General features: G+C 61.2%; 22 protein-coding genes and 1 pseudogene. 8 read left to right on the top strand and 15 right to left on the bottom strand.

Annotation, left to right across the window (positions count from 1 at the left end):
- Window positions 1-78 precede the first annotated feature (78 nt).
- Both G9X64_RS23245 and G9X64_RS23240 read right to left on the bottom strand, forming a co-directional pair.
- A complete protein-coding gene (locus tag G9X64_RS23245) occupies window positions 79-270 on the bottom strand; it encodes a CsbD family protein (protein WP_138328803.1) in 192 nt (63 codons plus the stop codon).
- A gap of 115 nt (window positions 271-385) precedes the next feature.
- Window positions 386-991 carry a YqgE/AlgH family protein gene (locus G9X64_RS23240; RefSeq protein WP_017959273.1) on the bottom strand — a complete coding sequence of 202 codons (606 nt, stop codon included), beginning with the start codon at window positions 989-991 and terminating at the stop codon, window positions 386-388.
- A 141-nt stretch (window positions 992-1,132) separates the two neighbouring features.
- Between G9X64_RS23240 and G9X64_RS23235 the strand changes: the two genes are divergently transcribed.
- The 6 genes from G9X64_RS23235 (at window position 1,133) to G9X64_RS23215 (ending at window position 5,422) form a co-directional block, all read left to right on the top strand.
- Complete coding sequence (locus tag G9X64_RS23235; protein WP_168310978.1) at window positions 1,133-1,972, top strand: protein-disulfide reductase DsbD domain-containing protein; 840 nt, start codon at window positions 1,133-1,135, stop codon at window positions 1,970-1,972.
- 96 nt (window positions 1,973-2,068) lie between these two features.
- Window positions 2,069-2,554 (top strand): peroxiredoxin, encoded by a 486-nt coding sequence (locus G9X64_RS23230; RefSeq protein ID WP_168310977.1) that lies wholly within the window; start codon window positions 2,069-2,071, stop codon window positions 2,552-2,554.
- A 208-nt stretch (window positions 2,555-2,762) separates the two neighbouring features.
- Window positions 2,763-2,891 (top strand): hypothetical protein, encoded by a 129-nt coding sequence (locus G9X64_RS37030; RefSeq protein WP_281360262.1) that lies wholly within the window; start codon window positions 2,763-2,765, stop codon window positions 2,889-2,891.
- Entirely contained in the window at window positions 2,888-3,637 is a 750-nt protein-coding gene (locus tag G9X64_RS23225; protein ID WP_168310976.1) for a metal ABC transporter ATP-binding protein, read from the top strand. Before G9X64_RS37030 ends, G9X64_RS23225 begins: the two co-directional genes overlap by 4 nt.
- Window positions 3,634-4,506, top strand: coding sequence for a metal ABC transporter permease (locus tag G9X64_RS23220; protein WP_168310975.1), 873 nt, complete (start codon window positions 3,634-3,636; stop codon window positions 4,504-4,506). Before G9X64_RS23225 ends, G9X64_RS23220 begins: the two co-directional genes overlap by 4 nt.
- A gap of 16 nt (window positions 4,507-4,522) precedes the next feature.
- Window positions 4,523-5,422, top strand: coding sequence for a metal ABC transporter solute-binding protein, Zn/Mn family (locus tag G9X64_RS23215; RefSeq protein ID WP_168310974.1), 900 nt, complete (start codon window positions 4,523-4,525; stop codon window positions 5,420-5,422).
- Between the two features lie 36 nt (window positions 5,423-5,458).
- Here G9X64_RS23215 and G9X64_RS23210 read toward each other — a convergent pair whose 3' ends face one another.
- The 6 genes and pseudogenes from G9X64_RS23210 to G9X64_RS23185 form a co-directional block, all read right to left on the bottom strand.
- Window positions 5,459-5,767, bottom strand: a complete 309-nt coding sequence (locus G9X64_RS23210; protein WP_168310973.1) for a Dabb family protein — start codon at window positions 5,765-5,767, stop codon at window positions 5,459-5,461.
- A gap of 137 nt (window positions 5,768-5,904) precedes the next feature.
- A complete protein-coding gene (locus tag G9X64_RS23205) occupies window positions 5,905-6,330 on the bottom strand; it encodes a hypothetical protein (RefSeq protein WP_168310972.1) in 426 nt (141 codons plus the stop codon).
- 135 nt (window positions 6,331-6,465) lie between these two features.
- Window positions 6,466-6,597, bottom strand: a pseudogene (locus G9X64_RS23200) (RidA family protein); the annotation flags it as partial.
- Between the two features lie 230 nt (window positions 6,598-6,827).
- On the bottom strand, window positions 6,828-8,255 hold the full coding sequence (locus G9X64_RS23195; RefSeq protein ID WP_168310971.1) for a TRAP transporter large permease: 1,428 nt from the start codon (window positions 8,253-8,255) through the stop codon (window positions 6,828-6,830).
- Window positions 8,252-8,899, bottom strand: a complete 648-nt coding sequence (locus tag G9X64_RS23190) for a TRAP transporter small permease subunit (RefSeq protein ID WP_011649261.1) — start codon at window positions 8,897-8,899, stop codon at window positions 8,252-8,254. Before G9X64_RS23190 ends, G9X64_RS23195 begins: the two co-directional genes overlap by 4 nt.
- A gap of 58 nt (window positions 8,900-8,957) precedes the next feature.
- Window positions 8,958-10,088: a TRAP transporter substrate-binding protein gene (locus G9X64_RS23185; protein ID WP_168310970.1), complete on the bottom strand. Its 1,131-nt coding sequence runs from the start codon at window positions 10,086-10,088 to the stop codon at window positions 8,958-8,960.
- Window positions 10,089-10,611: 523 nt separating this feature from the next.
- On the opposite strand from G9X64_RS23185, the gene G9X64_RS23180 reads away from it, so the two are divergent.
- On the top strand, window positions 10,612-11,238 hold the full coding sequence (locus G9X64_RS23180; RefSeq protein WP_168310969.1) for a class I SAM-dependent methyltransferase: 627 nt from the start codon (window positions 10,612-10,614) through the stop codon (window positions 11,236-11,238).
- A gap of 108 nt (window positions 11,239-11,346) precedes the next feature.
- Here the strand turns inward: G9X64_RS23180 and G9X64_RS23175 are convergent, their stop codons facing one another.
- The 4 genes from G9X64_RS23175 to thrC are packed head-to-tail and all read right to left on the bottom strand — an operon-like array spanning window position 11,347 to window position 17,625.
- Window positions 11,347-14,259 carry a sensor domain-containing phosphodiesterase gene (locus tag G9X64_RS23175; protein ID WP_168310968.1) on the bottom strand — a complete coding sequence of 971 codons (2,913 nt, stop codon included), beginning with the start codon at window positions 14,257-14,259 and terminating at the stop codon, window positions 11,347-11,349.
- Window positions 14,256-14,870, bottom strand: a complete 615-nt coding sequence (locus tag G9X64_RS23170; protein ID WP_027666709.1) for a GNAT family N-acetyltransferase — start codon at window positions 14,868-14,870, stop codon at window positions 14,256-14,258. Before G9X64_RS23170 ends, G9X64_RS23175 begins: the two co-directional genes overlap by 4 nt.
- Window positions 14,871-14,898: 28 nt before the next feature.
- Window positions 14,899-16,197, bottom strand: coding sequence for a M16 family metallopeptidase (locus G9X64_RS23165; RefSeq protein ID WP_027666710.1), 1,299 nt, complete (start codon window positions 16,195-16,197; stop codon window positions 14,899-14,901).
- Between the two features lie 3 nt (window positions 16,198-16,200).
- Window positions 16,201-17,625 (bottom strand): threonine synthase, encoded by a 1,425-nt coding sequence (thrC, locus tag G9X64_RS23160; protein ID WP_168310966.1) that lies wholly within the window; start codon window positions 17,623-17,625, stop codon window positions 16,201-16,203.
- Between the two features lie 288 nt (window positions 17,626-17,913).
- Between thrC and G9X64_RS23155 the strand changes: the two genes are divergently transcribed.
- Entirely contained in the window at window positions 17,914-18,561 is a 648-nt protein-coding gene (locus G9X64_RS23155) for a hypothetical protein (protein WP_171377445.1), read from the top strand.
- A gap of 33 nt (window positions 18,562-18,594) precedes the next feature.
- On the opposite strand, the gene G9X64_RS23150 is transcribed toward G9X64_RS23155, so the two are convergent.
- The 3 genes from G9X64_RS23150 to G9X64_RS23140 all read right to left on the bottom strand — a co-directional run bounded on the left by G9X64_RS23150 (window position 18,595) and on the right by G9X64_RS23140 (window position 21,074).
- Window positions 18,595-19,836 carry a type II toxin-antitoxin system HipA family toxin gene (locus G9X64_RS23150; RefSeq protein WP_171377444.1) on the bottom strand — a complete coding sequence of 414 codons (1,242 nt, stop codon included), beginning with the start codon at window positions 19,834-19,836 and terminating at the stop codon, window positions 18,595-18,597.
- On the bottom strand, window positions 19,833-20,132 hold the full coding sequence (locus G9X64_RS23145) for a helix-turn-helix domain-containing protein (protein WP_246271012.1): 300 nt from the start codon (window positions 20,130-20,132) through the stop codon (window positions 19,833-19,835). The genes G9X64_RS23150 and G9X64_RS23145 overlap by 4 nt, the downstream gene beginning before the upstream one ends.
- A 252-nt stretch (window positions 20,133-20,384) precedes the next feature.
- Window positions 20,385-21,074 carry an HAD family hydrolase gene (locus tag G9X64_RS23140; protein WP_168310964.1) on the bottom strand — a complete coding sequence of 230 codons (690 nt, stop codon included), beginning with the start codon at window positions 21,072-21,074 and terminating at the stop codon, window positions 20,385-20,387.
- Window positions 21,075-21,096 lie beyond the last annotated feature (22 nt).

The following is a 21,096-nucleotide window of genomic DNA, read 5'->3' as shown; positions in this document are numbered from 1 at the left end:
AGCATGAGGGTGGGGGATTAAAAATGCCTGCCGCGCGAGGGCGCAGCAGGCATGGTTCTTAAAGGATGCGCTTATGGCTCAGAGCCGGTCGACGGCGCCCTTGAGCTTGTCCTTGACCTTGCCAGTTGCGACCTGTCCCTTGCCCTTGGCTTCCTGGACGGCGCCCTTGGCCTGCATTTCGCGATCGTCCGTCGCCTTACCGACGGACTGCTTGGTCTTGCCGGCAATTTCGTTTGCCTTACCGGAAATCTTGTCGCTGGTGCTACCCATTATGTGATGTCTCCTTGGTCAGCATGGGCCTTTTGTCCATGCTTGCCGAAATGAAACGTCACTCGCAGCTATTCGTTCCCGCTGCCGTCAGGTCAGCTGCTGTCAGGCCAGCCCCTCAGGCATGGCCGGCTTCGGCCGAAAGCATGGCAGCGGTCACGCCCATGCCGGCGAGCGCCCGCTCGTATTTGTCGTCGAGGCTGCGGTCGAAGATCAACTCCTCATTGGCCGGGCAGGTGAGCCAGCCATTGTTGACGACCTCGCTTTCGAGCTGGCCGGCCGACCAGGAGGAATAGCCGAGCAGCATGGTCGCCCGCGTCGGCCCATCGCCCTTGGAGATGGCGCGCACGATATCGAGCGTCGCCGTCAGGCAGATGTCGTCGCTGACGGGAATGCTGGAGTCGCTGGAATAATCGTCCGAATGCAGCACGAAGCCGCGGCCGCTTTCCACCGGGCCGCCGGTCTGGATCGGGAAGTCGCGCGCCCGTTTCGGCAGCACGATCGAATCTTCCTGCTTGATCATGTCGAGATGCAGCAGCACATCGGTGAAGGTGAGGCTCTGCGGCCGGTTGATGACGAAGCCCATGGCGCCGGCATCCGAATGCGCGCAGATATAGATTACCGTGCGCGCAAAATTGCGGTCTTCCATGCCCGGCATGGCGATGAGGAACTGGCCATCGAAGAAGCCACGTTCCCGTCTGTTCTTCAGCGTCAATAAGGACATCGTTCCTCCTGCTGCTAGACCGCACCAAGGCCTCGACAAAAGAAACATGGGCCAATGTCCCACATCAATCAACTGAAAATGAAGATTTAAATCGCCGCGACTTCTGGCGGCCAAACACCACATTCGGTAAACCTTTGTTCCATGATGATTATTTCCTCAGTCCCGGGTAGGCTTTTAATCGCGATTGTGTCAGCGGTCGCAGCCCTTGTGCCGTTTTATTCCGCCCATGCGGAAATGAGCGCCTGGGCGGAAAACGAAGGCGGCCGCATGCGCCTCGTGGCGCTCGCGCCCGATGCCGGCGGCAAAATCCGCGCCGCCCTTCAGATCGAGCCGAAGCCCGGCTGGATCACCTATTGGAAAGAGCCCGGCAACAGCGGCATTCCGCCCCAGATCACCATCGCGGCGGAAAGCGGCGTCACGCTCGATGCCATCGCCTATCCCGTTCCGAAGCATTTCTTCAACGGCGCGATCGAGGATATCGCCTATGACGCGCCGGTGACGCTGCCGCTGTCGCTGACGGCGGCCGGCAAAGGCCCGGTTACGATCGACGCCGCCGCCTTCATCGGCATCTGCAAGGATATCTGCATTCCCTTCCAGGCGAATTTGCAGCTGAAGCTTGGCCCCGCCATCCAGTCGCACCCGCAGGAGGAGGCGATCCTTCAGGCCGCCGATGCGAGGCTGCCGAAGCCGCCATCGCAGGATTTCGACGTGACGGCGCATGCGATGTCGCCTGACAGGAAGACGCTGTCGCTTGATCTCGTCTTGCCGGGTGAGGGGAAGGCCGCGCCCGATATCATCGTCACCGGCCCGAGCGGCTATGCCTTCACCAAGCAGATCGGCGGCAAACGCGACGGCGCCACCTTCAAGGTCGATATAGCAATCGGCAAGCTGCCAAAGGATTACGACATATCAGGCAAGCACTGGAGCGTGCTGGTCATCGACGGTGAAAGGGCGATGGAGACCACACTTGCCTTTCAATGATGGGCTCCTATAGTCGCCTCCGATCCCCTGCGGCGCCCGCCGCCAGGCAGAACCCCCAAAGCCGGAAACCCCCAAGCCGGAACCAAGGAGAAGACCATGACCATCGCGATCGGCGACAAGCTTCCTGCTGCCACCTTCAAGGAAAAGACGGCCGACGGCCCGGTCGAAATCACCACCGATCAGCTCTTTGCCGGCAAGCGCGTCGTGCTCTTTGCCGTGCCGGGCGCGTTTACGCCGACCTGCTCGCTCAACCACCTGCCGGGTTATCTCGAAAACCGCGACACCATCCTTGGCAAGGGCGTCGATGACATCGCCGTCGTCGCCGTCAACGACTGGCACGTGATGGGCGCCTGGGCGCAATCCTCCGGCGGCATGGGCAAGATCCACTTCCTCGCCGATTGGGATGCCGGTTTCACCAAGGCCGTCGGTCTCGACGCCGACCTCTCCGCCGGCGGCCTCGGCCTGCGCTCCAAGCGTTATTCGATGCTGGTGGAAGACGGGGTGGTGAAAGCCCTCAACGTCGAGGAAAGCCCCGGCCAGGCAACCATATCAGGTGCCGCCGCAATGCTGGAACAGCTCTGAGCTTCGAACGAGATCTGCCCCCTCAGCCTAACCTTGCCCGGGTCGAGCCACTCGTCTCGCAAAACACTATAACAGACATCCCGACACATGAAGGGCGGCCATTTCGGTCGCCCTTTTCAATTGTGTGAGCAACGGCCGAGCTCCCCGCCTCAATCTCGCCGCAATCGTTATAACATAACCGTAATGTTATTACACTGTAGGATGCGCCATGCCCCCGAGTCCCGACCGCCCCTCCGTCAGCCTGCTGGGACAGTCGGCATTGTCCAGGGTGATCGACATGACGCTGGTCATTGCCGTGCTCTGGCTGGCAATCCACTGGGCGGTTCTCTTGCCATGACGCCGCTGATCCGTCTGGAGAATTTGACCGTCGCCTATAACAGGCATCCCGCCGTGCATCATGTCTCCGGCGCCTTCGCCTCAGGCAGCCTGACGGCGATTGCCGGGCCGAATGGGGCGGGCAAGTCGACGCTGCTGAAGGCGATCATGGGGGAGCTTCGCCCGGCCGAGGGCAAGGTCGAGCATCGGCTGGGGCGGGCGGAGTTCGGTTACCTCCCGCAGGCGGCCGAGATCGACCGGCGCTTTCCGATCTCGGTCCTCGATACCGTCATGCTCGGCGCCTGGAAAAAGACGGGAGCCTTCGGCCGCATCGCGCCCGGCGAGGTGAAAAGGGCAGGCGAGGCGCTCTCCGCCGTCGGCCTCGAAGGCTTCGGCCGGCGCCATGTCGGGTCGCTCTCGGCCGGCCAGTTCCAGCGTGTGCTCTTTGCCCGGCTGCTGCTGCAGGATGCCGGCATCATCCTGCTCGACGAGCCGTTTACGGCAATCGATGCCCGCACGACCAGGGACCTAGTCGATATCGTCACCCGCTGGCACGGCGAGGGCCGCACGGTGATCGCCGTGCTGCACGATTTCGAGCTCGTCCGCGCCCATTTCCCGCAAACCCTGCTGCTTGCCCGCGAACTGGTCGGCTGGGGTGCGACCGCAGAGGTCATGTCCTCCGTCAATCTCCTGAAGGCCCGCGCCATGGCCGAGCGCTGGGATGAGGATGCGAATGCCTGCGCACCCGGAGAGGCGCCGGCGGCATGACGGCTTACGATCTCTTCCTGGCGCCCTTTGCCGATTATGGTTTCATGCGCCGCGCGCTCGTCGCCTGCCTTTGCCTTGCGCTCGGCTCCGGACCGATCGGCGTTTTCCTGATGCTGCGGCGCATGAGCCTGATGGGTGATGCGATGAGCCATGCCGTGCTGCCGGGTGCGGCGATCGGTTACCTCGTCGCCGGCTCCCTGTCACTGACGGCGATGGGGCTCGGCGGCCTGATCGCCGGTCTGTCGGTGGCGCTACTATCAGGCGCCGTCAGCCGGATGACCGTGCTGCAGGAGGATGCGAGCTTTGCCAGCTTCTATCTCGCCTCGCTGGCGCTTGGCGTGCTGATCGTCTCGCTGCGCGGCTCGAATATCGATCTCCTGCATGTGCTCTTCGGCACCATCCTGGCGATCGATGCGCCGGCGCTTTATCTGATCGGCGCGATCACCTCGCTTACCCTCGTCATCCTCGCCTTCATCTACCGGCCGCTGGTGGCCGAATGTTTCGATCCGGGTTTTCTGCGCGCCGTCGGCGGGCGCGGGCCGGTCTATCACGTCCTCTTCCTGCTGCTCGTGGTGCTGAACCTCGTCGCCAGCTTCCAGGCGCTCGGCACGCTGATGGCGGTCGGCCTGATGATGCTGCCGGCCGCCATCGCCCAGCTCTGGTCGCGCAGCCTCGCCGTGATGATGGCGATTGCGGCCGCCAGTGCCGCCGCCTCCGGTTATCTCGGCCTGATCGCCTCCTACCATCTCGAACTCGCCTCCGGCCCGACGATCATCATGACGGCGGCGTTGCTCTACGGCTTTTCTATTCTTTTCGCGCCCTCCGGCCTGGCCCGGCGCTTCTTCCCCCGCCCGCATTTGAAGGGCTGATCCCAAGGAGACTTCGATGAACCCGCACAGACTGCTTCTCTCCGCAGCAATCCCCGCTCTGATGGCGTTCTCCGCCATGCCCGCCTCCGCCGAAACGCTGAAGGTTGTGGCGTCCTTCACCGTGCTTGCCGATGTCGTCAAGCAGGTCGGCGGCGACCACGTCAAGGTGACGAGCCTCGTCGGGCCGAACGGCGACCCCCATGAATTCGAGCCGTCGCCGGCCGACGCGAAGAATTTGAACGCCGCTCAAGTCACCTTCGTCAGCGGCGAGGGGCTGGAAGGCTGGATGGACCGGCTGATCACCGCCTCGGGCTATAAGGGCAAGCCGGTTACCGTCTCCGAAGGCATCAGCACCCGCACCATGGAAGAGGACGGCGAAAAAATCACCGATCCGCATGTCTGGAACAGCCCCGTTAACGTCAAGGTCTGGGTCGCCAATATCGAAAAGGCGCTGTCATCGGCCGATCCCGCTGACGCCGCCGCCTTCAAGGCCAATGCCGAGAAATACACAAAGACGCTGGACGAATTGAACGCCTATGCCCATGCGAAATTCGACAAGGTGGCCGACGATCGCCGCAAGGTGCTGACCAGCCATGATGCCTTCGGCTATTTCGGCCGCGAATATAATGTCAGTTTCCTTGCCCCGCTTGGTCTGTCCACGGAAAGCGAAGCCTCGGCCGCCGATGTCGCCAAGCTGATCGAACAGATCAAGAGCGAGCGCGTGAAGGCCTATTTCTTCGAAAATTCCAACGATCCGCGCCTCGTCAAGCAGGTCGCCAAGGCAACCGGGGCCGAGCCCGGCGGCGAGCTCTATGTCGAATCGCTCTCCGACGCCAAGGGGCCGGCGCCGACCTATGAAAAGATGTTCAAGTACAATGTCGACCAGCTCGCCGCCGCCATGGCGAAATCGAGCTGAGGATCGAGGGGGCTGCGGGGTTTGACCCCGCAGTCTTCACAAATTGAGGTCGAAGACCAGGATGCCGGCAAGGCCTCCATCGGTCGACGAGACGATGCGCTCGCCCACGGTCACGTGCTCGGGATGGATGAGATAGGCATCCCGGGCTTCGGCGCTTTCAAAGGTCACGGCAAACCCGTCGACGAAGCCGCCATGCAGCCCTTCGGGCGAAACATTCGGCCCGTATTTGATATCCAATATGCCGGGAATGACCTGTTTCAGGGCGACGATCGCCGCAAACAGCGACTGCTTGTCTTCGGCCGTCATCGCGGTCTTCAGCCGCAGGAATACGCAGTGCAGGATCATCAGTGGTCCTCCCGATTTTCTTTGGGCCGATTTTCTTTGGCCCGATTTTCTTTGGGTGGAGAATAGCGGCGAAAGCCGGGAGAGCAACGAGATTTATTTTCACGCAGGCGTTGCGCCGCAAGCCGTGAGCCGGCAGATCACATCTGGTCGGTCTTAACCAGAGGCCGCTTGTAGATCTTCTGGACGAGATCGCTCGCCAGCGCGCGGGCTTCGTCCTTCTCAGCCGCCGTCATCGGCCGGCAGGTGTTCCTGGTGTTTGAACTGTCGAGCACTGTCGTCGAACCGGAATTGGCGATGACGAGATGCCAGCTGCAGGAGGCGACCTTGTCAATGGCGACAGCACCATGGCAACCGGTGGACAGGCAGAAGGCAATGGTCCTCTGCGCCCCGTGGTCGCCTTTATAGGCCAGCTCGACGGCTTTCTTAATATCCGTGACCCGTCGCTCGCATTGCGCCTGTTTTGCCCCCGGCTGGCAGCTCTTGGTAACGGGCGTGACGTCGCCGGCCTGAAGCGGCGAGACGCAAAAAACACCCATCGACAGGGCGAGCAGAAACTTGAGCATGGGATTTTCCTTGTGCAAGCAATGAGAGGCGCACATCGCAGGCCGTTGGTCAATGGCCATCGATAAAGGGAAGGTGGCGCGCCTAACAAAGGTTTACGCACCACCCCTGAAAATCCGATTTGTGTTGATCCGCCGCTATTCCAGGACGACCACGGCCTCGACCTCGAACAGCATCGGGTCGATGGCAAGCTTGGGAACGGGAATCAGCGTCTGCGCCGGCAATGCTTCGCCGAACATGTCCTTGACGTTCCTGGTCAGCACGGCGGTGAACGATTGCAGTCTATCCAGACGATTTCGACGGGCGTCGCCGAAAGAGCTGATCCCAGATGTCGTACCCCGCAGGGACAATCCCGATCAGCAGTGCAGCGGCCAAATCGAACCGTGGAACAAACGCCAGGATGACTGCGCAGAACGCGACAAGCGTCACGAATGCAAATATTGCAAAAAACCGGCTTCTGTTCATCGGTCTATCCTTTCGGAATTGGCCAGACACTGCGTCATCTCTGTACTCCATAGAGTAGATTCGGCAGCATGTAGACGATGCTCGGGAACATATAGATGACCACCATGCAGAGAATGACGATCAACATATACGGCATCATGCCGCGGAAGATGTCGGTCAGTTTGACATGCGGAGGCGAGACGCCCTTCAAGTAGTATGCCGACATCGCCATGGGTGGTGATAGGAAGGCCGTCTGCAGGTTGATTGCCACGAGGATACCGAAGAACAGCGGATCGATCCCGAAATGCGGCAGCAGCGGAATGAAGATCGGGATGAAGATGACGATGATTTCAGTCCATTCCAGAGGCCAGCCGAGAATGAAGATGATGATCTGGGCCAGGATCAGGAACATCAGCGGCGACATGTCCAGGCCGGTCACGAAGTCACTGATGAACTGTTGGCCGCCGAGATAGGCGAATACCGATGCGAAGGTCGCCGAACCGACGAACAACCAGCAGACCATCGCGGTCGTTCGCGCCGTCAGATACACCGACTCCTTCAGTCGCTGCCAGGTCAGCGCCCGATAGGCCGCAGCAAGCGCCAGTCCCCCCAATGCGCCGATTGCGGCGGCTTCCGACGGCGTTGCCAGGCCAAAGAGAATGGCACCCAGCACGGCAAGAATCAGAAAGGCGAGCGGCGCGAAGGATGTAAGCATCATCCAGGCGAGTTGGACCGGCGTGTGCTCGCCCACATCTTCTTTCGTTGGCCGCGGCGCCAGTTGCGGCTGCAGGATTGCTCGCACCACGACATAGATGAGATAAAACCCGGCCAGGGCGAGGCCGGGCAGGAGCGCCGCCGCATACATTCGGACAACCGAGATCCCGGAGGTGGCCGCATACACGATCAGCAGGATGGAAGGCGGGATCAGGATCCCGAGCGTGCCGCCCGCGCAGATCACGCCCGTCGCGTAGCGCACGTCATACTTTGCCTTCAGCATCGCTGGTAGGGCGAGCAGTCCCATCAACGTCACCACGGCCCCGACGATGCCGGTTGCCGTGGCAAAGAGTGTGCAGGTGGCCAGGGCGGCGACCGCCATCGAGCCGGGCACCCGGCGCGTGACGCTGAATAGCGTCGAGAACAGCCGATCGACGATGTTGGCTCGCTCGACGATGTAGCCCATGAACAGGAACAGCGGGATAGCCGTCAGCACGTCGTTCTGGATGACCGAGTAGGTCTGGTTGACGAACAGATCGAAGATCCGGTTGTTGAAGAAACCGCCGATCCAGGTCTGCGCCAGGGTAAAGGCATCGCCGCCGGATTCGAGCGCGCGGTCATAGCCGCGCCACATGCGGCCGGCATCGAAATAGGCATAGTATCCGAAGCCGACACCCAGAGCCATCAAGGTGAACGCCACCGGGAAGCCGAGGAAGATGGTGAGGATCAGGATGAGGAGCATCCCGACGGCGATATGTGCATCCGTCATTGAGCGTCCCGATCCCGTGGTTCACGTCCAGCGTCAAGTTCCCGCGACGGAAGGAAACCCTCGTCCTCGGACTTGAGCACGTCCAGGCTTTTTGTTTCCAGTAGTACCTTTTCCAGTTCTTCGACATCTTCGGCCTGCTTCGGCCATTCGCCCGTCCTTATGCAGAGAATGCAGCGGAAGACCTGCGCCACGCCCTGCAGGAACAGGAGAATGCCGGCGGCGACGATCACGGCCTTGAACTGGAAGATCGGCACACCGGCGGGACTGTTGGAACTGACCTCCAGGTAGCCCCAACTGCGTGCGGCATATTTCCAGCCCGAGAACACCAGCGCGGTTATACCGGGAAAGAAAAAGATGAAGTACAACACCAGTTCCAGCCTGGCCTGCGTGCGCGGTTTCCAGAGCCGGTAGATGAAGTCGCCGCGCACATGGCCATCACGCGAGAGGGTATACGCTCCCGCCATCATGAAGATCGTTCCATAGAGCATGTAGCTCAGATCGAAGGCCCAGGGGGTCGGCGCGCGAAAGAGGTAGCGTGCAACAACCTCATAGCCGACGCCGAAGGCCATGATGAGTATCCCCCACGCGAACACCTTGCCGAACCACGCCGACAAATCGTCGGCGAATGCAATGTAACGGAGCATGCAAGCGCCTCCCTACCTCGATGAGGGACGAGGCCCGGAAATACCGGGCCTTCACCATCTATTTTCCGAGGTTCAATTTTCCGGGGAAATAGTGCTCATAGGCGAGTGCGAGATCGGCGGAGTTCATCAATTCGTAGTACACGACCCTCTCCACCCACTGCCGCTGACTGTCGAGCACCTTCTTCATGAACGCATCCGCTTCAAGCGTCGGGATGATCTCATCCCAGGCCTTCAGTTGCGCATCCAGAATTTCCTTTGGAGTGCGGTGCACGGTCACGCCATGTTCGGTCTGGAGTTTTCGAAGGTCGCTTGAATAGTTGTCCATCGCGGACGCTGTATTCGCCGTGCTTGCTGCCTCCACGCCATATTCCAGGATCGCCTGCAGATCGTCGGGAAGGTCGTCAAACACATCCTTGTTGAAGAGGAACTCGAAAGATTCGCTCGCTTGATGGTAGGACGACAGCATGTAGTTCTTGGCGACATCCTGCGAACCAAACCGTAGGTCAGAGGAGGGATTGTTGAACTCGAAGGCGTCGATGACACCTCGCTCCATTGCCGGCACGATCTCGCCGCCCGGAAGTTGAGCGACGCTCATGCCCATATTCTGCATGAGATCGGCGGCGAGCCCGACCGTACGATATTTGAGGCCGTTAACGTCGTTCACGGTCGCGACCTGGTTCTTGAACCAGCCGAACGGCTGCGCGGGCATCGGGAAGCCATAGAAGCCGTAAAGGTTCAGCCCCATGATGTCCTGGGTGAGTTCTCGGTAGAGATCCTTGCCGCCACCTTGATGGAACCATCCGAGCATGGTGGTTGCGCTGCCGCCAAATACCGGCCCGGTACCGAAGAGGGAAGCTGCCTTGTGCTTTCCGTACCAATAGACGGGAACGGTGTGGGCTGCGTCGATCACGCCATCGTTGACGCCGTCGAGCACCTGAAACGCGCCGACGACCGTACCGGCAGGCATTAGTTCGAACTTCAGGCGTCCGCCGGACATTCGTTCGACCCGTTGGACGTACTGGCGGGCAAAATCCATCCAGATGTCCGACGCGGGCCAGGATGTTTGCATTTTAATGACGGTGGGTGCCTGGGCCAGCACGGCCGGGGCGGCAAGAGCCCCAACTGCGGTTACTCCAACGAGCGTAGATGCCCCCAGCAACTCTCGACGCGATACTGCCTTTTTGTTCATTGTTCTTCCTCCCTGGATTGTTGTCGAATTCTCCCTGCATTTCCTGGTAGTCTGCTCAGTTGAAGAAGAGGGCTCCCAACCTCTTCGCGATCAGTATCAACAACTGATTGTTCTCATTTGTCAATTATGCACACTTTTTGCAATTCTGACAGACGTTCAAGTGTTGTTGATGGCAGCTTGGGGCCGTGGTCCAACGGCCAAGGCACAGTACCACCGGACTACCTCGTCCCAAGTCGATTAAGCCGACGAGAGCCGACGTCCACACATGGCGCACAGATGTCGTCTCGTCAAACCAATGCTATGGCCGCTTTCGGGGAGCGGCAACAATTGCCTCTATGACCGACAAGACGGCGCATTGCCGTCCGGCAGCATTGGTTCGGTCGGTGGTGTCTCCGACCGCATTTCTGCTAAAGCTGGGAAGCAAATCGCCCGCGATGTCACCAACTGCCGAAGTGTGAAGGGCGCAACGGGCTGATGGGTCTCTTGCTCATCAGGCCTCTGGTCTTGAAGGAGGAGCGCTAGGATGAGCACCGACCTGGATACCGTGCGGTCCTATGATACGGTCGCGGCGGAGTACGCTGCCGAGGCCGCGGCGATGCCCGAATGGGTCGCGACAGAGATCGATGCGTTCGTGACCGAACTGGGCGGCTCGGGCAGGGTGCTGGAGATCGGAAGCGGTGGCGGGCGAGATGCACTTGAGCTTGAGAAGCGGGGAATGAGCGTCCGGCGCACCGACATTGCAAAGGGTTTCGTCGAACTGCTTCGCGAAAGTGGCTTCGAAGCCGACCTGTTGGACCCGCTGATCGATGACTTGGCCGACCCGCAGCGTCCCGGCACGCCATACGACGGGATCTGGGCCTGTGCCTGCCTCATTCATGTCGCGCGCGAGGATTTCGGCACGGTGCTTGGACGGCTTGCCGAGGCGACCCGGACCGGTGGCCGATTGCACGCCTCGGTAAGAGAGGGCGAAGGCGAGGATGTGTCCACACACGGCAGTGCTGCAGCGCCCCGGCGCTACGTCGAGACATACTGGCGCGAGTCTGCCTTGCGGTCCGCACTCACAGACGCCGGCTGGATCGTCAGCGAGATACGTCGGTGCGTCGGAAAGCCCCATGATCGGTGGCTGAGCGTTCGGGCGAGTCGGGCGTGACGCACATAGAACTTGCGGGAATGGCCGGTTGTGGCGCGACTATGAACTCCAGGTGGTCACCGCAATGTCGGCTTCCGGGCCGAAGTCGGAAATCGACCGCCGCTCCGATCACGCCCGTTTGGTCAGCGGAAAGCGGTCGCGCAGCAGGCGCAGCACCGATTCCGAAGGGATCGGCGGACCGAAAAGGTAGCTCTGGCCGTAGTTGCAGCCCATCTTGGCGAGTTCGATCGCATCCTCGTTGGATTCGATCCCCTCCGCCACCACCTTCATGTCAAGCTCGCGCGCCATCGCGATCACCGACCGGAGCACGGTCGCCTTCTTGTCGCTGCTGTCGCGCACCAGGGCCTTGTCGAGCTTGATCGTGTCGAAGGGGAAGCGGGTGAGATAGGCGAGCGACGAATATCCGGTGCCGAAATCGTCGAGCGCCAGGCCGATGCCGGCTTCCTTCAGCTTCTGTAAGACGAGCCTGGCCTGTTCCGGATTTTCCATCACCATGGATTCCGTCAGTTCGAGCTTGAGGCGCGAGGGTTGGCAATGCGTCTTGGCGAGAACCGAACGCACATCGTCATAGAGTTCGTTGTTGAGCAACTGCACACTCGACAGGTTGATCGAGACGAAGATCGGCAGTTCGCCGGTCTGGTGCTGCCAGCTCATCAGATCGTTGGTCGCCTGTTCCAGCGCGAACATGCCGAGCGCGCCGATGATATCGGAGGCCTCGGCGATCGGAATGAATTCGGATGGCGGGATATTGCCGCGTTTTGGATGTTCCCAGCGCATCAATGCCTCGAAACCGGCGACCTCGACATCCTCCAGCCTTGCGATCGGCTGGTAGACCATCGACAATTCCTTGCGCTCGATGGCGCGGCGCAGATCCGTTTCGAGCTGCAGCCTGTCGGTGCCGAAGTCGCGGAAGGCCGGCTGGAACGGCTCGACGCGGTTGCCGCCGGCCCGTTTTGCCCGGTACATCGCGAGCTCGGCATCGCTGAGCAGGCCGGTGGCGCTCTCCTGCCGGTCGACCCAGGAGGCAAGCCCGACCGAGGCCGTCAGGATGATCTCGCGATTGGCGAAGTTGATCGGCACCATGATCGCCTTGCTGATCGCATCGGCAAAATCGGCGACCTTGGCCGGATTGTGCTCGGACACCAGGATGAGGCCGAACTGGTCGCCGGCAAGCCGCGCCAGCGTGTCCTGCGGTTTCAAGAGCCGGCGCAGCCGCCGCGTCAGCGCGATGAGGATGTTGTCGCCGGCGGCAACGCCGAGCGAATCATTGACCAGCTTGTAGCGGTCGATGTCGATTACCATCACCGTCGGCCGCAGCGTATCGCCGCCCGGCGCCAGTGCGAGCACCGATTGCAGCCGATCGAGGAAGACCTGGCGGTTCGGCAGGCCGGTCAGATTGTCGTGCAGCGCATCGTGCAGCAGCCGTTCGACGGAATTCTTCTGCTCGGTCACGTCGACGATCGTGCCGACGCAGCGGATGATCTCGCCGTTCGAGCCGAGCACCGGCCGGGCGCGGATCAGCAGCCAGTGGAAATGCCCGTCCTCGGCGCGGATGCGGAACTCATGGTTCAGCCGCCCGCGGCGGTGTTCGAGCAGCACGTCGAGCGTGGCGCGGAAGCGGTCGCGGTCGTCGGGATGCAGCCGTGGCAACCAGTTGCGCGCCGCGCCATGCATGGCGCCTGGCGACAGGCCGAGCTTGATCGAGACGTCGGGAATGGTGACGACGCGGTCGCGCGCCACGTCCCAGTCCCAGACCATGTCGCCGGAGCCGGTCAGCGCCAGCGATTGCCGCTCGAGATCGGAAAACAGCCCCTGCTGGTAGGCGCCGCCGGCAAAAGCGTGCTGCATGACGGTGAAGCCGATCAGAAGCACGATGAGCACGAGGCCGCCGCCGAGCGCCGGCTGGATGATGTCGTTGTCGAGCCGCCCGGTGACCGTCAGCCACGCCCCGAACAGCCAGACCAGGATCAGCGCCCAGGCCGGCACTAGCAGGATGGCGCGGTCGTAGCGGTTGAAGCCGAGATAGATGATCAAAAGCAGCCCCATCGTCGCCGTCAGCGCGAAGGAAAGCCTGGCGATGCCGGCGGCGATCGACGGATCGTAGATCGCCACGCCGAAGAGCAGGGCAAGGCCGAGCACCCAGGCAAGCGTGGCGTAGCCGAGATGCGCATGCCAGCGGTTGAGGTTGAGATAGGTGAAGAGGAAGATGACGAAACTCGACGCCAGCGCCACCTCGGCGCAGGCGCGCCATATTCGCTGGTCGGCCGAGGCGACGCTGATGAGCTTGCCGAGAAAACCGAAATCGACGCAGATATAGCCGAGCACCGCCCAGGCAAGGGCTGCCGTCGCCGGCAGCATCGAGGTGCCCTTGACGACGAAGAGGATGGTCAGGAACACGGCGAGCAGGCCGGCAATGCCGAGCACGATGCCGCGATAGAGCGTGAAGGCGTTGATCGTGTCCTTGTAGGCGTTCGGTTCCCAGAGATAGATCTGCGGCAGCTCCGGCGTCGACAGTTCGGCGACGAAGGTGATGACGGCGCCGGGGTTCAGCGTGATGCGGAAGACATCGGCCTCGTCGCTTGGCTGCCGATCGAGCGCGAAGCCTTCGCTCGGCGTAATCGCGCTGATGCGCTGCGAGCCGAGATCCGGCCAGAACAGCTTGGAATTGACCAGACGGAAATGCGGCGCGACAATGACGCGTTCGAGCTGTTCTTCCGAGACGTTGGCGAGCGCAAACACCGCCCAGTCGCCCTGATGGTTCTCCGAGCTTGCCCTGACCTCGATGCGGCGGCGGATGCCGTCGGCGCCTGCTGCCGTCGAAACCTGGAAGGCTTCGCCCTGGTTGGCGTAGATCTCGGTCGTTGCCGTCAGATCGAGCGCGGTATCGTCACGGGAAATTTTTACCGGTTCGGCCGCCTGGGCAACGCCCGCCATGAAGGCGAAGGCCGCCAGAAAAAGGGCTGCGATCACCGCGATAACTCGTCCGGACGGTGACTTGGGCAGCATGCGGTCTCTTGTCATCGGCTGTCGGTTTTCCTGCCTTTATCCGTATCGGTGGCGAGACGTGAAAACATCACATGGTCATGCCACTGACCGTTGATCTTCAGATATCCGCGCAGATAGCCTTCCTGTTGAAACCCGGCTTTTTCAAGCAGACGGATGCTGCGCGCGTTATCTGGAATACAGGCTGCTTCGATACGGTGCAACTCAAGCCCGGCGAAGATGTAAGGAATAACCAATTGAAGGGCGGCGAACATATGCCCCTGGCCGGCATGGCGTTCGCCCATCCAGTAGCCGATCATGCAGCTTTGTGCCGCACCTCTTCTGATGTAGCCGATGGTGACGCCGCCGACGAGCGTCATGTCGTCTTTCAGGAAAATGAACAGCGGCACCGCCTGGCCCGAGGCATATTCCTGCTTGCCGCGGACGACGCGGGCGCGGTAGGCGCCCTCCGTCAGCTCGTCGCGTCGCCAGGTCGGCTCCCAGGGTTCCAGGAACTTGCGGCTGTCGGCGCGCAGCCGGTGCCACTGGTTGAAATCCTGGTAGCGCGGCAGGCGCAGGAGATATCTGTCGTTCTCCAGCTGCACCGCTTCCGGCTGCCGCTGCAGGAACCGAAAAACCGATTTTGGCATCGATCACTCCCGGCAGGACGGACGTCGCTCAGCGGCTTGCCTGCAGCGTCTTCGACGCCGGGACCGAAAGCGAGGCAGTGATGTCTTCCATCGGCGCGAGCTGCTCCAGTGGACCGATCGCCGAAAGCGTCGGCACCGTGTCATAGAACAGGCGTCCGGCAAGGTCGGTCAGCCGCTCGATGGTGATGCCTTCCAGCCGCTCCATCATCTCCGGATTGGAGATCGGCCGGCCGTAGAGCATCATCTGCCTGGCGATCTGGCCGGCCCGGGCGGCCGGGCTTTCCGCACCCATCAAGAGCTGGGCGCGGATCTGGGCGCGGGCGCGCTCGATCTCGTTCTGGTGGATCGCATCGGCGGATTTGTGCAGCTCGTCGATGATGACGGGCACCAGCTCCGGCAGGTTTTCGCCGCCGGTTGCGGCATGAATGCCGAAGATGCCGGTGTCGGAGAAGCCCCAGTGGAAGGCATAGACGGAATAACAGAGGCCGCGGAACTCGCGCACCTCCTGGAACAGCCTGGACGACATGCCGCCGCCGAGGATATTGGCGAGGATCTGCGAGCAATAGAAATCGCGGGCGTGGTAAGGCTTGCCCTCGAAGCCGAGCAGGATCTGCGCATCCATCAGGTCGCGCGGTTCACGCACGCTGCCGCCGATGTAACGCGCCGCGTCCATGACCGGCGGGGCGGAAGGTGCAGTCGGCAGGCTGGCGAAACGGTCCTCGACCAAGCGTAGGAACGCTTCATGCTCGACGGCGCCGGTGGCGACCACGAACATGCGGTCGGTCGTGTAGTTGCGGCCGAGATAGCCGCGGATCTGCTGCGGCGTGAAGGAGACGACGGTCTCCGGCGTGCCGAGGATCGCCCGGCCGAGCGTCTGGTCGCGATAGGCGACCTCGGAGAACCGGTCGAACACCACGTCGTCGGGCGTGTCGTTGGCGGCGTTGATCTCCTGCAGGATCACCTGCTTTTCGCGCTCCAGTTCCTCCTCCTCGAAGGCCGATTCCGTCAGGATGTCGGCGAGGATATCGACGGCGAGCGGCACGTAGTCCTTGAGCACGCGGGCGTAATAGGAGGTCGTCTCGGTCGAGGTAGCGGCATTGACTTCACCGCCGACATCCTCGATTTCTTCGGCAATCTGGCGGGCCGTGCGGCGCGCCGTGCCCTTGAAGGCCATGTGTTCGAGCAGGTGAGCGATGCCGTGCTCGTTGTCCGTCTCGTTACGCGATCCCGATTTGATCCAGACTCCGAGCGCAACGCTTTCAAGATGCGGCATGGTCTCTGTGACTACTGTCAGCCCGGATTTCAGCCGGGTGCACTCAACTGTCATTGGCTATCTTTCTGCGCCTGCTGTCGTCTCGCCGCGGGCGTGCTTGCCGATAAAGGTTTCAACGGCTTTCAGCTCCGGTTTGATGATCTGGAAACGCTCCTCCCTTTGCATCAGATCAGCAAGCCACGTCGGAAGCGCCGGGTCAATACCGCAGGCGGATTTTACGGCAACGGGGAATTTCGCCGGATGCGCGGTCGAAAGCGTCACCATCGGCGTATTCGGCTTTTCTTTCTTGGCAGCGACGAAGACGCCGATCGCCGAATGCGGATCCAGCAGATAGCCGGTTTCGGCATGGGTCTTGCGGATCGTCTCGGCGACCTGCTTCTCGCTGGCGCGCCCGGCGCGGAAGTCGCGGCGGATCGCCTTCAGCGCCTGCTCGCCGATCTCGAAACCGTTGGATTGCTTGAGGCTTTCCATCGCCGCACGCACCTTCGAAGCGTCGCGGTCATAGGCTTCGAACAGCAGCCGTTCGAAGTTCGAGGAGATCTGGATATCCATCGACGGCGAACTCGTCGCCTTGACCGCCTTCATGTCGTAGCGGCCGGTCTTGAGCGTCCGCGCCAGGATGTCGTTCTCGTTGGTGGCGATCACCAGCCGGTCGATCGGCAGGCCCATGCGCTTGGCGCAGTAGCCGGCGAAGATATCGCCGAAATTGCCGGTCGGTACCGTGAACGAGATCTTCCGGTCCGGTCCGCCGAGTGCCACCGCCGCCGTGAAATAATAGACGATCTGGGCCATGATGCGCGCCCAGTTGATCGAGTTGACCCCTGACAGACGAACCTTGTCGCGAAAGGCCACATCGTTGAACATCGCTTTCACGAGATTCTGGCAATCGTCGAAATTGCCCTCGACGGCAAGCGCATGCACATTGGCTGACGACGAGGTCGTCATCTGCCGCTGCTGCACCGGCGAGACCTTGCCATGCGGGAAAAGGATGAAGATGTCGGTGCGCTCACGGCCGGCGAAGGCGTCGATCGCAGCCCCGCCAGTGTCGCCCGAGGTGGCGCCGACGATCGTCGCCCGCTCGCCGCGCTTTTCCAGCGCATAGTCCATCAGCCGGGCGAGCAGTTGCATCGCCACGTCCTTGAAGGCGAGCGTCGTGCCGTGGAAGAGCTCCATGACGAAGCTGTTCGGCCCGGTCTGGACGAGCGGCGCAATCGCCGGGTGACGGAAGGTGCCATAGGCCTCGTCGATCATCGCCCGGAAAGTCTCGTCGGGGATCTCGCCATTGGTGAAGGGCGACAGGATGGTGAAGGCGATCTCCTGATAGGTCTTGCCCCTGAGCGCCCGGATCTCCTTCTTGGAAAAGCTCGGCCATTTGCGCGGAACATAGAGCCCGCCGTCGCGCGCCAGCCCCGTCAAAAGGGCGTCGCAAAAGCCGAGGGAAGGGGCCTCGCCGCGGGTCGAGATATAATCCACGTTCATCATCCTTGATCTATCGCTGGAGGAAATCCGGCCGGGCGCGGCGATCGCCCGCTCTGCCGGAAGTCTTGGCTGGACATCGGGCCGGAAATCAAAAGGACGCCGCTCTGCGGGCAGGGCTTTGCTCGTATGCTTTTGAAGTTGCCCGCATCCGGCGTCGAAAAGTGCATCAAAACGGCGCTTACCCAATCGATTTTTGTTTGCGCCGCTGATATAGACCATCGCAAACCGTCGTGAAAGGCCCCGCGGAAAAGACATGGGGTCCCCAAGAAGCGCTTATACAAGGGATGGAATATGGTGCTCGGCAAGGTCTCGCGTCTCATCGTCTCCGCATCTATTCTTGCCCTGCTCGCTGGTTGCAATTCGCTCGGTATCGGCGGCGACAGCAAGCCGGCGACGCCGGCGACCCAGCCGAACGGCACCGCCCAGATCATGCCGCTGGCGCCGGCCAACCCCTCCTCGAACAATCCTTCGATCGGCACCGCAACGACGGCGCAGGGCACGGTTGCCCCCGTTGTCCAGGGCGCCTGCCCGCAGATCTTCATGCGTGACCAGGATGCGATCTTCCGCACCTATGCCAAGGGCAAGAAGGACGATCCGCAGCAGATCGTCTACCAGGCCTCCTTCGGCGATTACACTCGCCAGTGCACGCTGAACGAGACGAACCTGACGATGACCGTCGTTGCCCAGCTGCGCCTCATCACCGGCCCGGCCGGTACGCCAGGCCCGCTGACGCTGCCGATCCGCATTTCCGTCGTCGATGGCGAGACCGTGCTCTATTCCGAGGTCACCAAATTCCCGACCGAGATCCCGCCGGGCGCGCCGGGCACCCAGGTCATCTTCCGCAAGGACGGCATCAAGATGCCGGTCGGCTCCGGCGCCCTGGTGCGCGTCAATATCGGCTTCGACACCCAGCCGGCAAAGACTAAGAAGAGCAGCTAGAGCAATTTTCGTGAAACGTGGGAAGCGGGCGTTCTAGTTCAGAATCCGGTCAAGCTCGGTTGTACGGGATTTGGATAGGCCAGCTTTTTCTGCGAATTGTTGCCAGCCTTCGATAGCGGTGCGAACCTGATCGACGACATCCCTCGCGTCTTGATCAGAGATCGAAGCTTGCCTGGAGACAGTCAGCAGGTGCTTCATATCAGGGTTTCTTCCTTCGCCTGCAATATCCACGCTGTGTTCTCCTCCTGGTCCCGAAGAGAAGGTCAGATCGTAAGCAGGAGAGAGGGTCCATCGCCCGTCTGCGTTCATAAGGAAGGCGTGGTTCTTGGCGTGGTCGTCTCGATTCCTGGCGTACACGTTGAAGACCATGCGCCGAAACATCCGTAGGACTTCGGAATTGTCGCGTGTCATCATGAGTGTCAGCTTGTGGAGCTGTCCGTAGTTCAGCGACGCCTGTCGATGGCTGGCGTTCAAGATGCCGCTGGCGGTGTGCATGTGCAGCCGGCCGGCCGGTGTCCGATCAAATCGCTTGGTGGCGAAAAGACGGCTCCCTTTCCTGGTGTCGAATGTCCGCGTCTCGGCCATCTCCAGCCCTGCGGCGCGTGCCATCAAAGCATAGGCCTGCTCCTCGACCCCGATATCGATGGGGTCGCCAACGCCGCGCGCCTTTACCATCCATCGATCAAAACCGGGCTCCATGTCCCGGCCGTAGTCCAGATTGAATGTATTTTGGGCCTTGTTAAATCCTATCATGATTTTTGGACGTGCCCCCGCAGAGCCGCCCTGCGCGCCCTGCAGAGTGTCGATGTCGGCTATGTCCATCTCGGCTTGGACGAGGTCGACCTGCTCGACGAACCAATCCCAATCGATGTCATCGGCGGGTTTTCTTTCGTCGTTAGCCAGTTCGGGGATGTATGAGAGCGCACCCATCCCCGTCTTTCCAACCGCGGAAAGGCGATCCAGCGGGGTGAGCAGGTGATAGTCGACACCAGCCTTTTGAAGACGGCGATCAAGCAGGAGGCGGCCCCATCCGTCGGGTAGACTGTCGTTAAACAGACCGTGGAGTCCGTCGAACGGATCGCGCGCCGCCGCGATCAGACCCGGATTTTCTTTTAAATTGAAGGGGGACACCGGCAAAGGCGCAGCGAGGAATGCCGCCGAATATTCAAAATAGGCCCTGCGTTCGTCGCTGCTCCATGCAAGCGTTCCTAGATTTCTCTCGCTCCCCTCGAGATCGAGAACGACGCTCATTTTTCGGATCGGCTTGAATTTCATCTCTTGCGCACCCTCTGCCTGACAGGACGGCCAATGACATCGTCAATTGTCTTGGGTGGTCGAGGCGGAAACAAGTGCTCGAACTCCGCTTCGGCTTCCAGAACAAAGGCAATCTTCACAAGGGCTTCAAGTGAAACCTTTCCCGTCTCTTCGAACAGTCTTAGCGATCCGTAGGAAACGCCGGCTCTTGCGGCTAACTCCCTTTGAGTGAGGGCGGCATCAATACGTCGACGCTTCATTCGTTCGGATAGGCCGACAATCACCTCGGCGGGAGAGGTCATATTAAATGTGAACATAATAGCACTTATATCAAATAATGGATATAAGTGCCAATATAATAGCAATTACCTCGGCAATACGCAAAATCGATCAGCATGGCTTCCCGATCGATACCTGCCATACCATCGGCCATAGGTCATGTGCTCGCGATGACTTATGGGCTCGGCAGCTGGCAGTTAATGCGCAACGCAAAACTGCCCAGCGGTTTGGCCCCGTCACTCGGGAGAAAGAGGGAAATGCTTATGCATAATCCACGGGAATAGTGCGCCTCAGAGAACGTTGTCCCATGCCGCCAATGCGGCGACCACGCCTGGCAGGTCGTTCATGCGGGAGATTGCCGTTTCGGCGCCGGCATCCGTCAATTTGTCGGCATGGGCGGGATAGCTGTGCGAGGCGCCGGTAAAACCGATGACGCGCATGCCGGCGGCGCGGGCCGCATGGACGCCGTGGACGGAATCCTCGACCACGACGACCTTGTCAGGCGAAACGCCCATCTGGCTTGCGCCATGCAGGAAGATGTCGGGCTTCGGCTTGACGCGGTCGGGGCCAAGATCTTTGGCGGAAAAGATGTTCGGCGCAAACTGCGGCTTCAGCCCCACCTTGCTCAGCATCATGTCGAGCCGCTTGGTGCTCGAATTCGAGCAGATGCAGCGCTTCATTGCCAGCCTGGAGACGGCGAATTCGACGCCCGGAATGGCTTGGACGTCCTGCGCCAATCTGAGGTCGAGCAGATGCTCCGACTTGTCGAGCAGGGAGGCCGAAAACGGGATGCTTGCCTCGCGCTCGATCTGCAGCAGGATGTTGCGCCACGTCATGCCGGCGAAGCGTTCGCCCATTTCCTCGGCGCTGATCGGATATCCGGCTTCGGTCAGAAGTCCGGATTCGACCTCAGCCGCGATGATTTCCGAATCGACGAGAACGCCGTCGCAGTCGAAGATGATGAGCTCGAAGCCGTCCATATGTTCACGCCTTGCTGAAAGT

Source organism: Rhizobium sophorae, assembly GCF_013087515.1.
Lineage (GTDB): Bacteria > Pseudomonadota > Alphaproteobacteria > Rhizobiales > Rhizobiaceae > Rhizobium > Rhizobium sophorae.
The sequence above is the reverse complement of the archived record's forward strand: the minus strand, read 5'-3'. Positions and strand labels throughout refer to the sequence as shown.

What these genes read in the sequence shown, in the direction of transcription:
- G9X64_RS23245 (WP_138328803.1), bottom strand. Translation starts at nt 270, where the DNA reads ATGGGTAGCACCAGCGACAAGATTTCCGGTAAGGCAAACGAAATTGCC.
- G9X64_RS23240 (WP_017959273.1), bottom strand. Translation starts at nt 991, where the DNA reads ATGTCCTTATTGACGCTGAAGAACAGACGGGAACGTGGCTTCTTCGAT.
- G9X64_RS23235 (WP_168310978.1), top strand. Translation starts at nt 1,133, where the DNA reads ATGATGATTATTTCCTCAGTCCCGGGTAGGCTTTTAATCGCGATTGTG.
- G9X64_RS23230 (WP_168310977.1), top strand. Translation starts at nt 2,069, where the DNA reads ATGACCATCGCGATCGGCGACAAGCTTCCTGCTGCCACCTTCAAGGAA.
- G9X64_RS37030 (WP_281360262.1), top strand. Translation starts at nt 2,763, where the DNA reads ATGCCCCCGAGTCCCGACCGCCCCTCCGTCAGCCTGCTGGGACAGTCG.
- G9X64_RS23225 (WP_168310976.1), top strand. Translation starts at nt 2,888, where the DNA reads ATGACGCCGCTGATCCGTCTGGAGAATTTGACCGTCGCCTATAACAGG.
- G9X64_RS23220 (WP_168310975.1), top strand. Translation starts at nt 3,634, where the DNA reads ATGACGGCTTACGATCTCTTCCTGGCGCCCTTTGCCGATTATGGTTTC.
- G9X64_RS23215 (WP_168310974.1), top strand. Translation starts at nt 4,523, where the DNA reads ATGAACCCGCACAGACTGCTTCTCTCCGCAGCAATCCCCGCTCTGATG.
- G9X64_RS23210 (WP_168310973.1), bottom strand. Translation starts at nt 5,767, where the DNA reads ATGATCCTGCACTGCGTATTCCTGCGGCTGAAGACCGCGATGACGGCC.
- G9X64_RS23205 (WP_168310972.1), bottom strand. Translation starts at nt 6,330, where the DNA reads ATGCTCAAGTTTCTGCTCGCCCTGTCGATGGGTGTTTTTTGCGTCTCG.
- G9X64_RS23195 (WP_168310971.1), bottom strand. Translation starts at nt 8,255, where the DNA reads ATGACGGATGCACATATCGCCGTCGGGATGCTCCTCATCCTGATCCTC.
- G9X64_RS23190 (WP_011649261.1), bottom strand. Translation starts at nt 8,899, where the DNA reads ATGCTCCGTTACATTGCATTCGCCGACGATTTGTCGGCGTGGTTCGGC.
- G9X64_RS23185 (WP_168310970.1), bottom strand. Translation starts at nt 10,088, where the DNA reads ATGAACAAAAAGGCAGTATCGCGTCGAGAGTTGCTGGGGGCATCTACG.
- G9X64_RS23180 (WP_168310969.1), top strand. Translation starts at nt 10,612, where the DNA reads ATGAGCACCGACCTGGATACCGTGCGGTCCTATGATACGGTCGCGGCG.
- G9X64_RS23175 (WP_168310968.1), bottom strand. Translation starts at nt 14,259, where the DNA reads ATGACAAGAGACCGCATGCTGCCCAAGTCACCGTCCGGACGAGTTATC.
- G9X64_RS23170 (WP_027666709.1), bottom strand. Translation starts at nt 14,870, where the DNA reads ATGCCAAAATCGGTTTTTCGGTTCCTGCAGCGGCAGCCGGAAGCGGTG.
- G9X64_RS23165 (WP_027666710.1), bottom strand. Translation starts at nt 16,197, where the DNA reads ATGACAGTTGAGTGCACCCGGCTGAAATCCGGGCTGACAGTAGTCACA.
- thrC (WP_168310966.1), bottom strand. Translation starts at nt 17,625, where the DNA reads ATGATGAACGTGGATTATATCTCGACCCGCGGCGAGGCCCCTTCCCTC.
- G9X64_RS23155 (WP_171377445.1), top strand. Translation starts at nt 17,914, where the DNA reads ATGGTGCTCGGCAAGGTCTCGCGTCTCATCGTCTCCGCATCTATTCTT.
- G9X64_RS23150 (WP_171377444.1), bottom strand. Translation starts at nt 19,836, where the DNA reads ATGAAATTCAAGCCGATCCGAAAAATGAGCGTCGTTCTCGATCTCGAG.
- G9X64_RS23145 (WP_246271012.1), bottom strand. Translation starts at nt 20,132, where the DNA reads ATGTTCACATTTAATATGACCTCTCCCGCCGAGGTGATTGTCGGCCTA.
- G9X64_RS23140 (WP_168310964.1), bottom strand. Translation starts at nt 21,074, where the DNA reads ATGGACGGCTTCGAGCTCATCATCTTCGACTGCGACGGCGTTCTCGTC.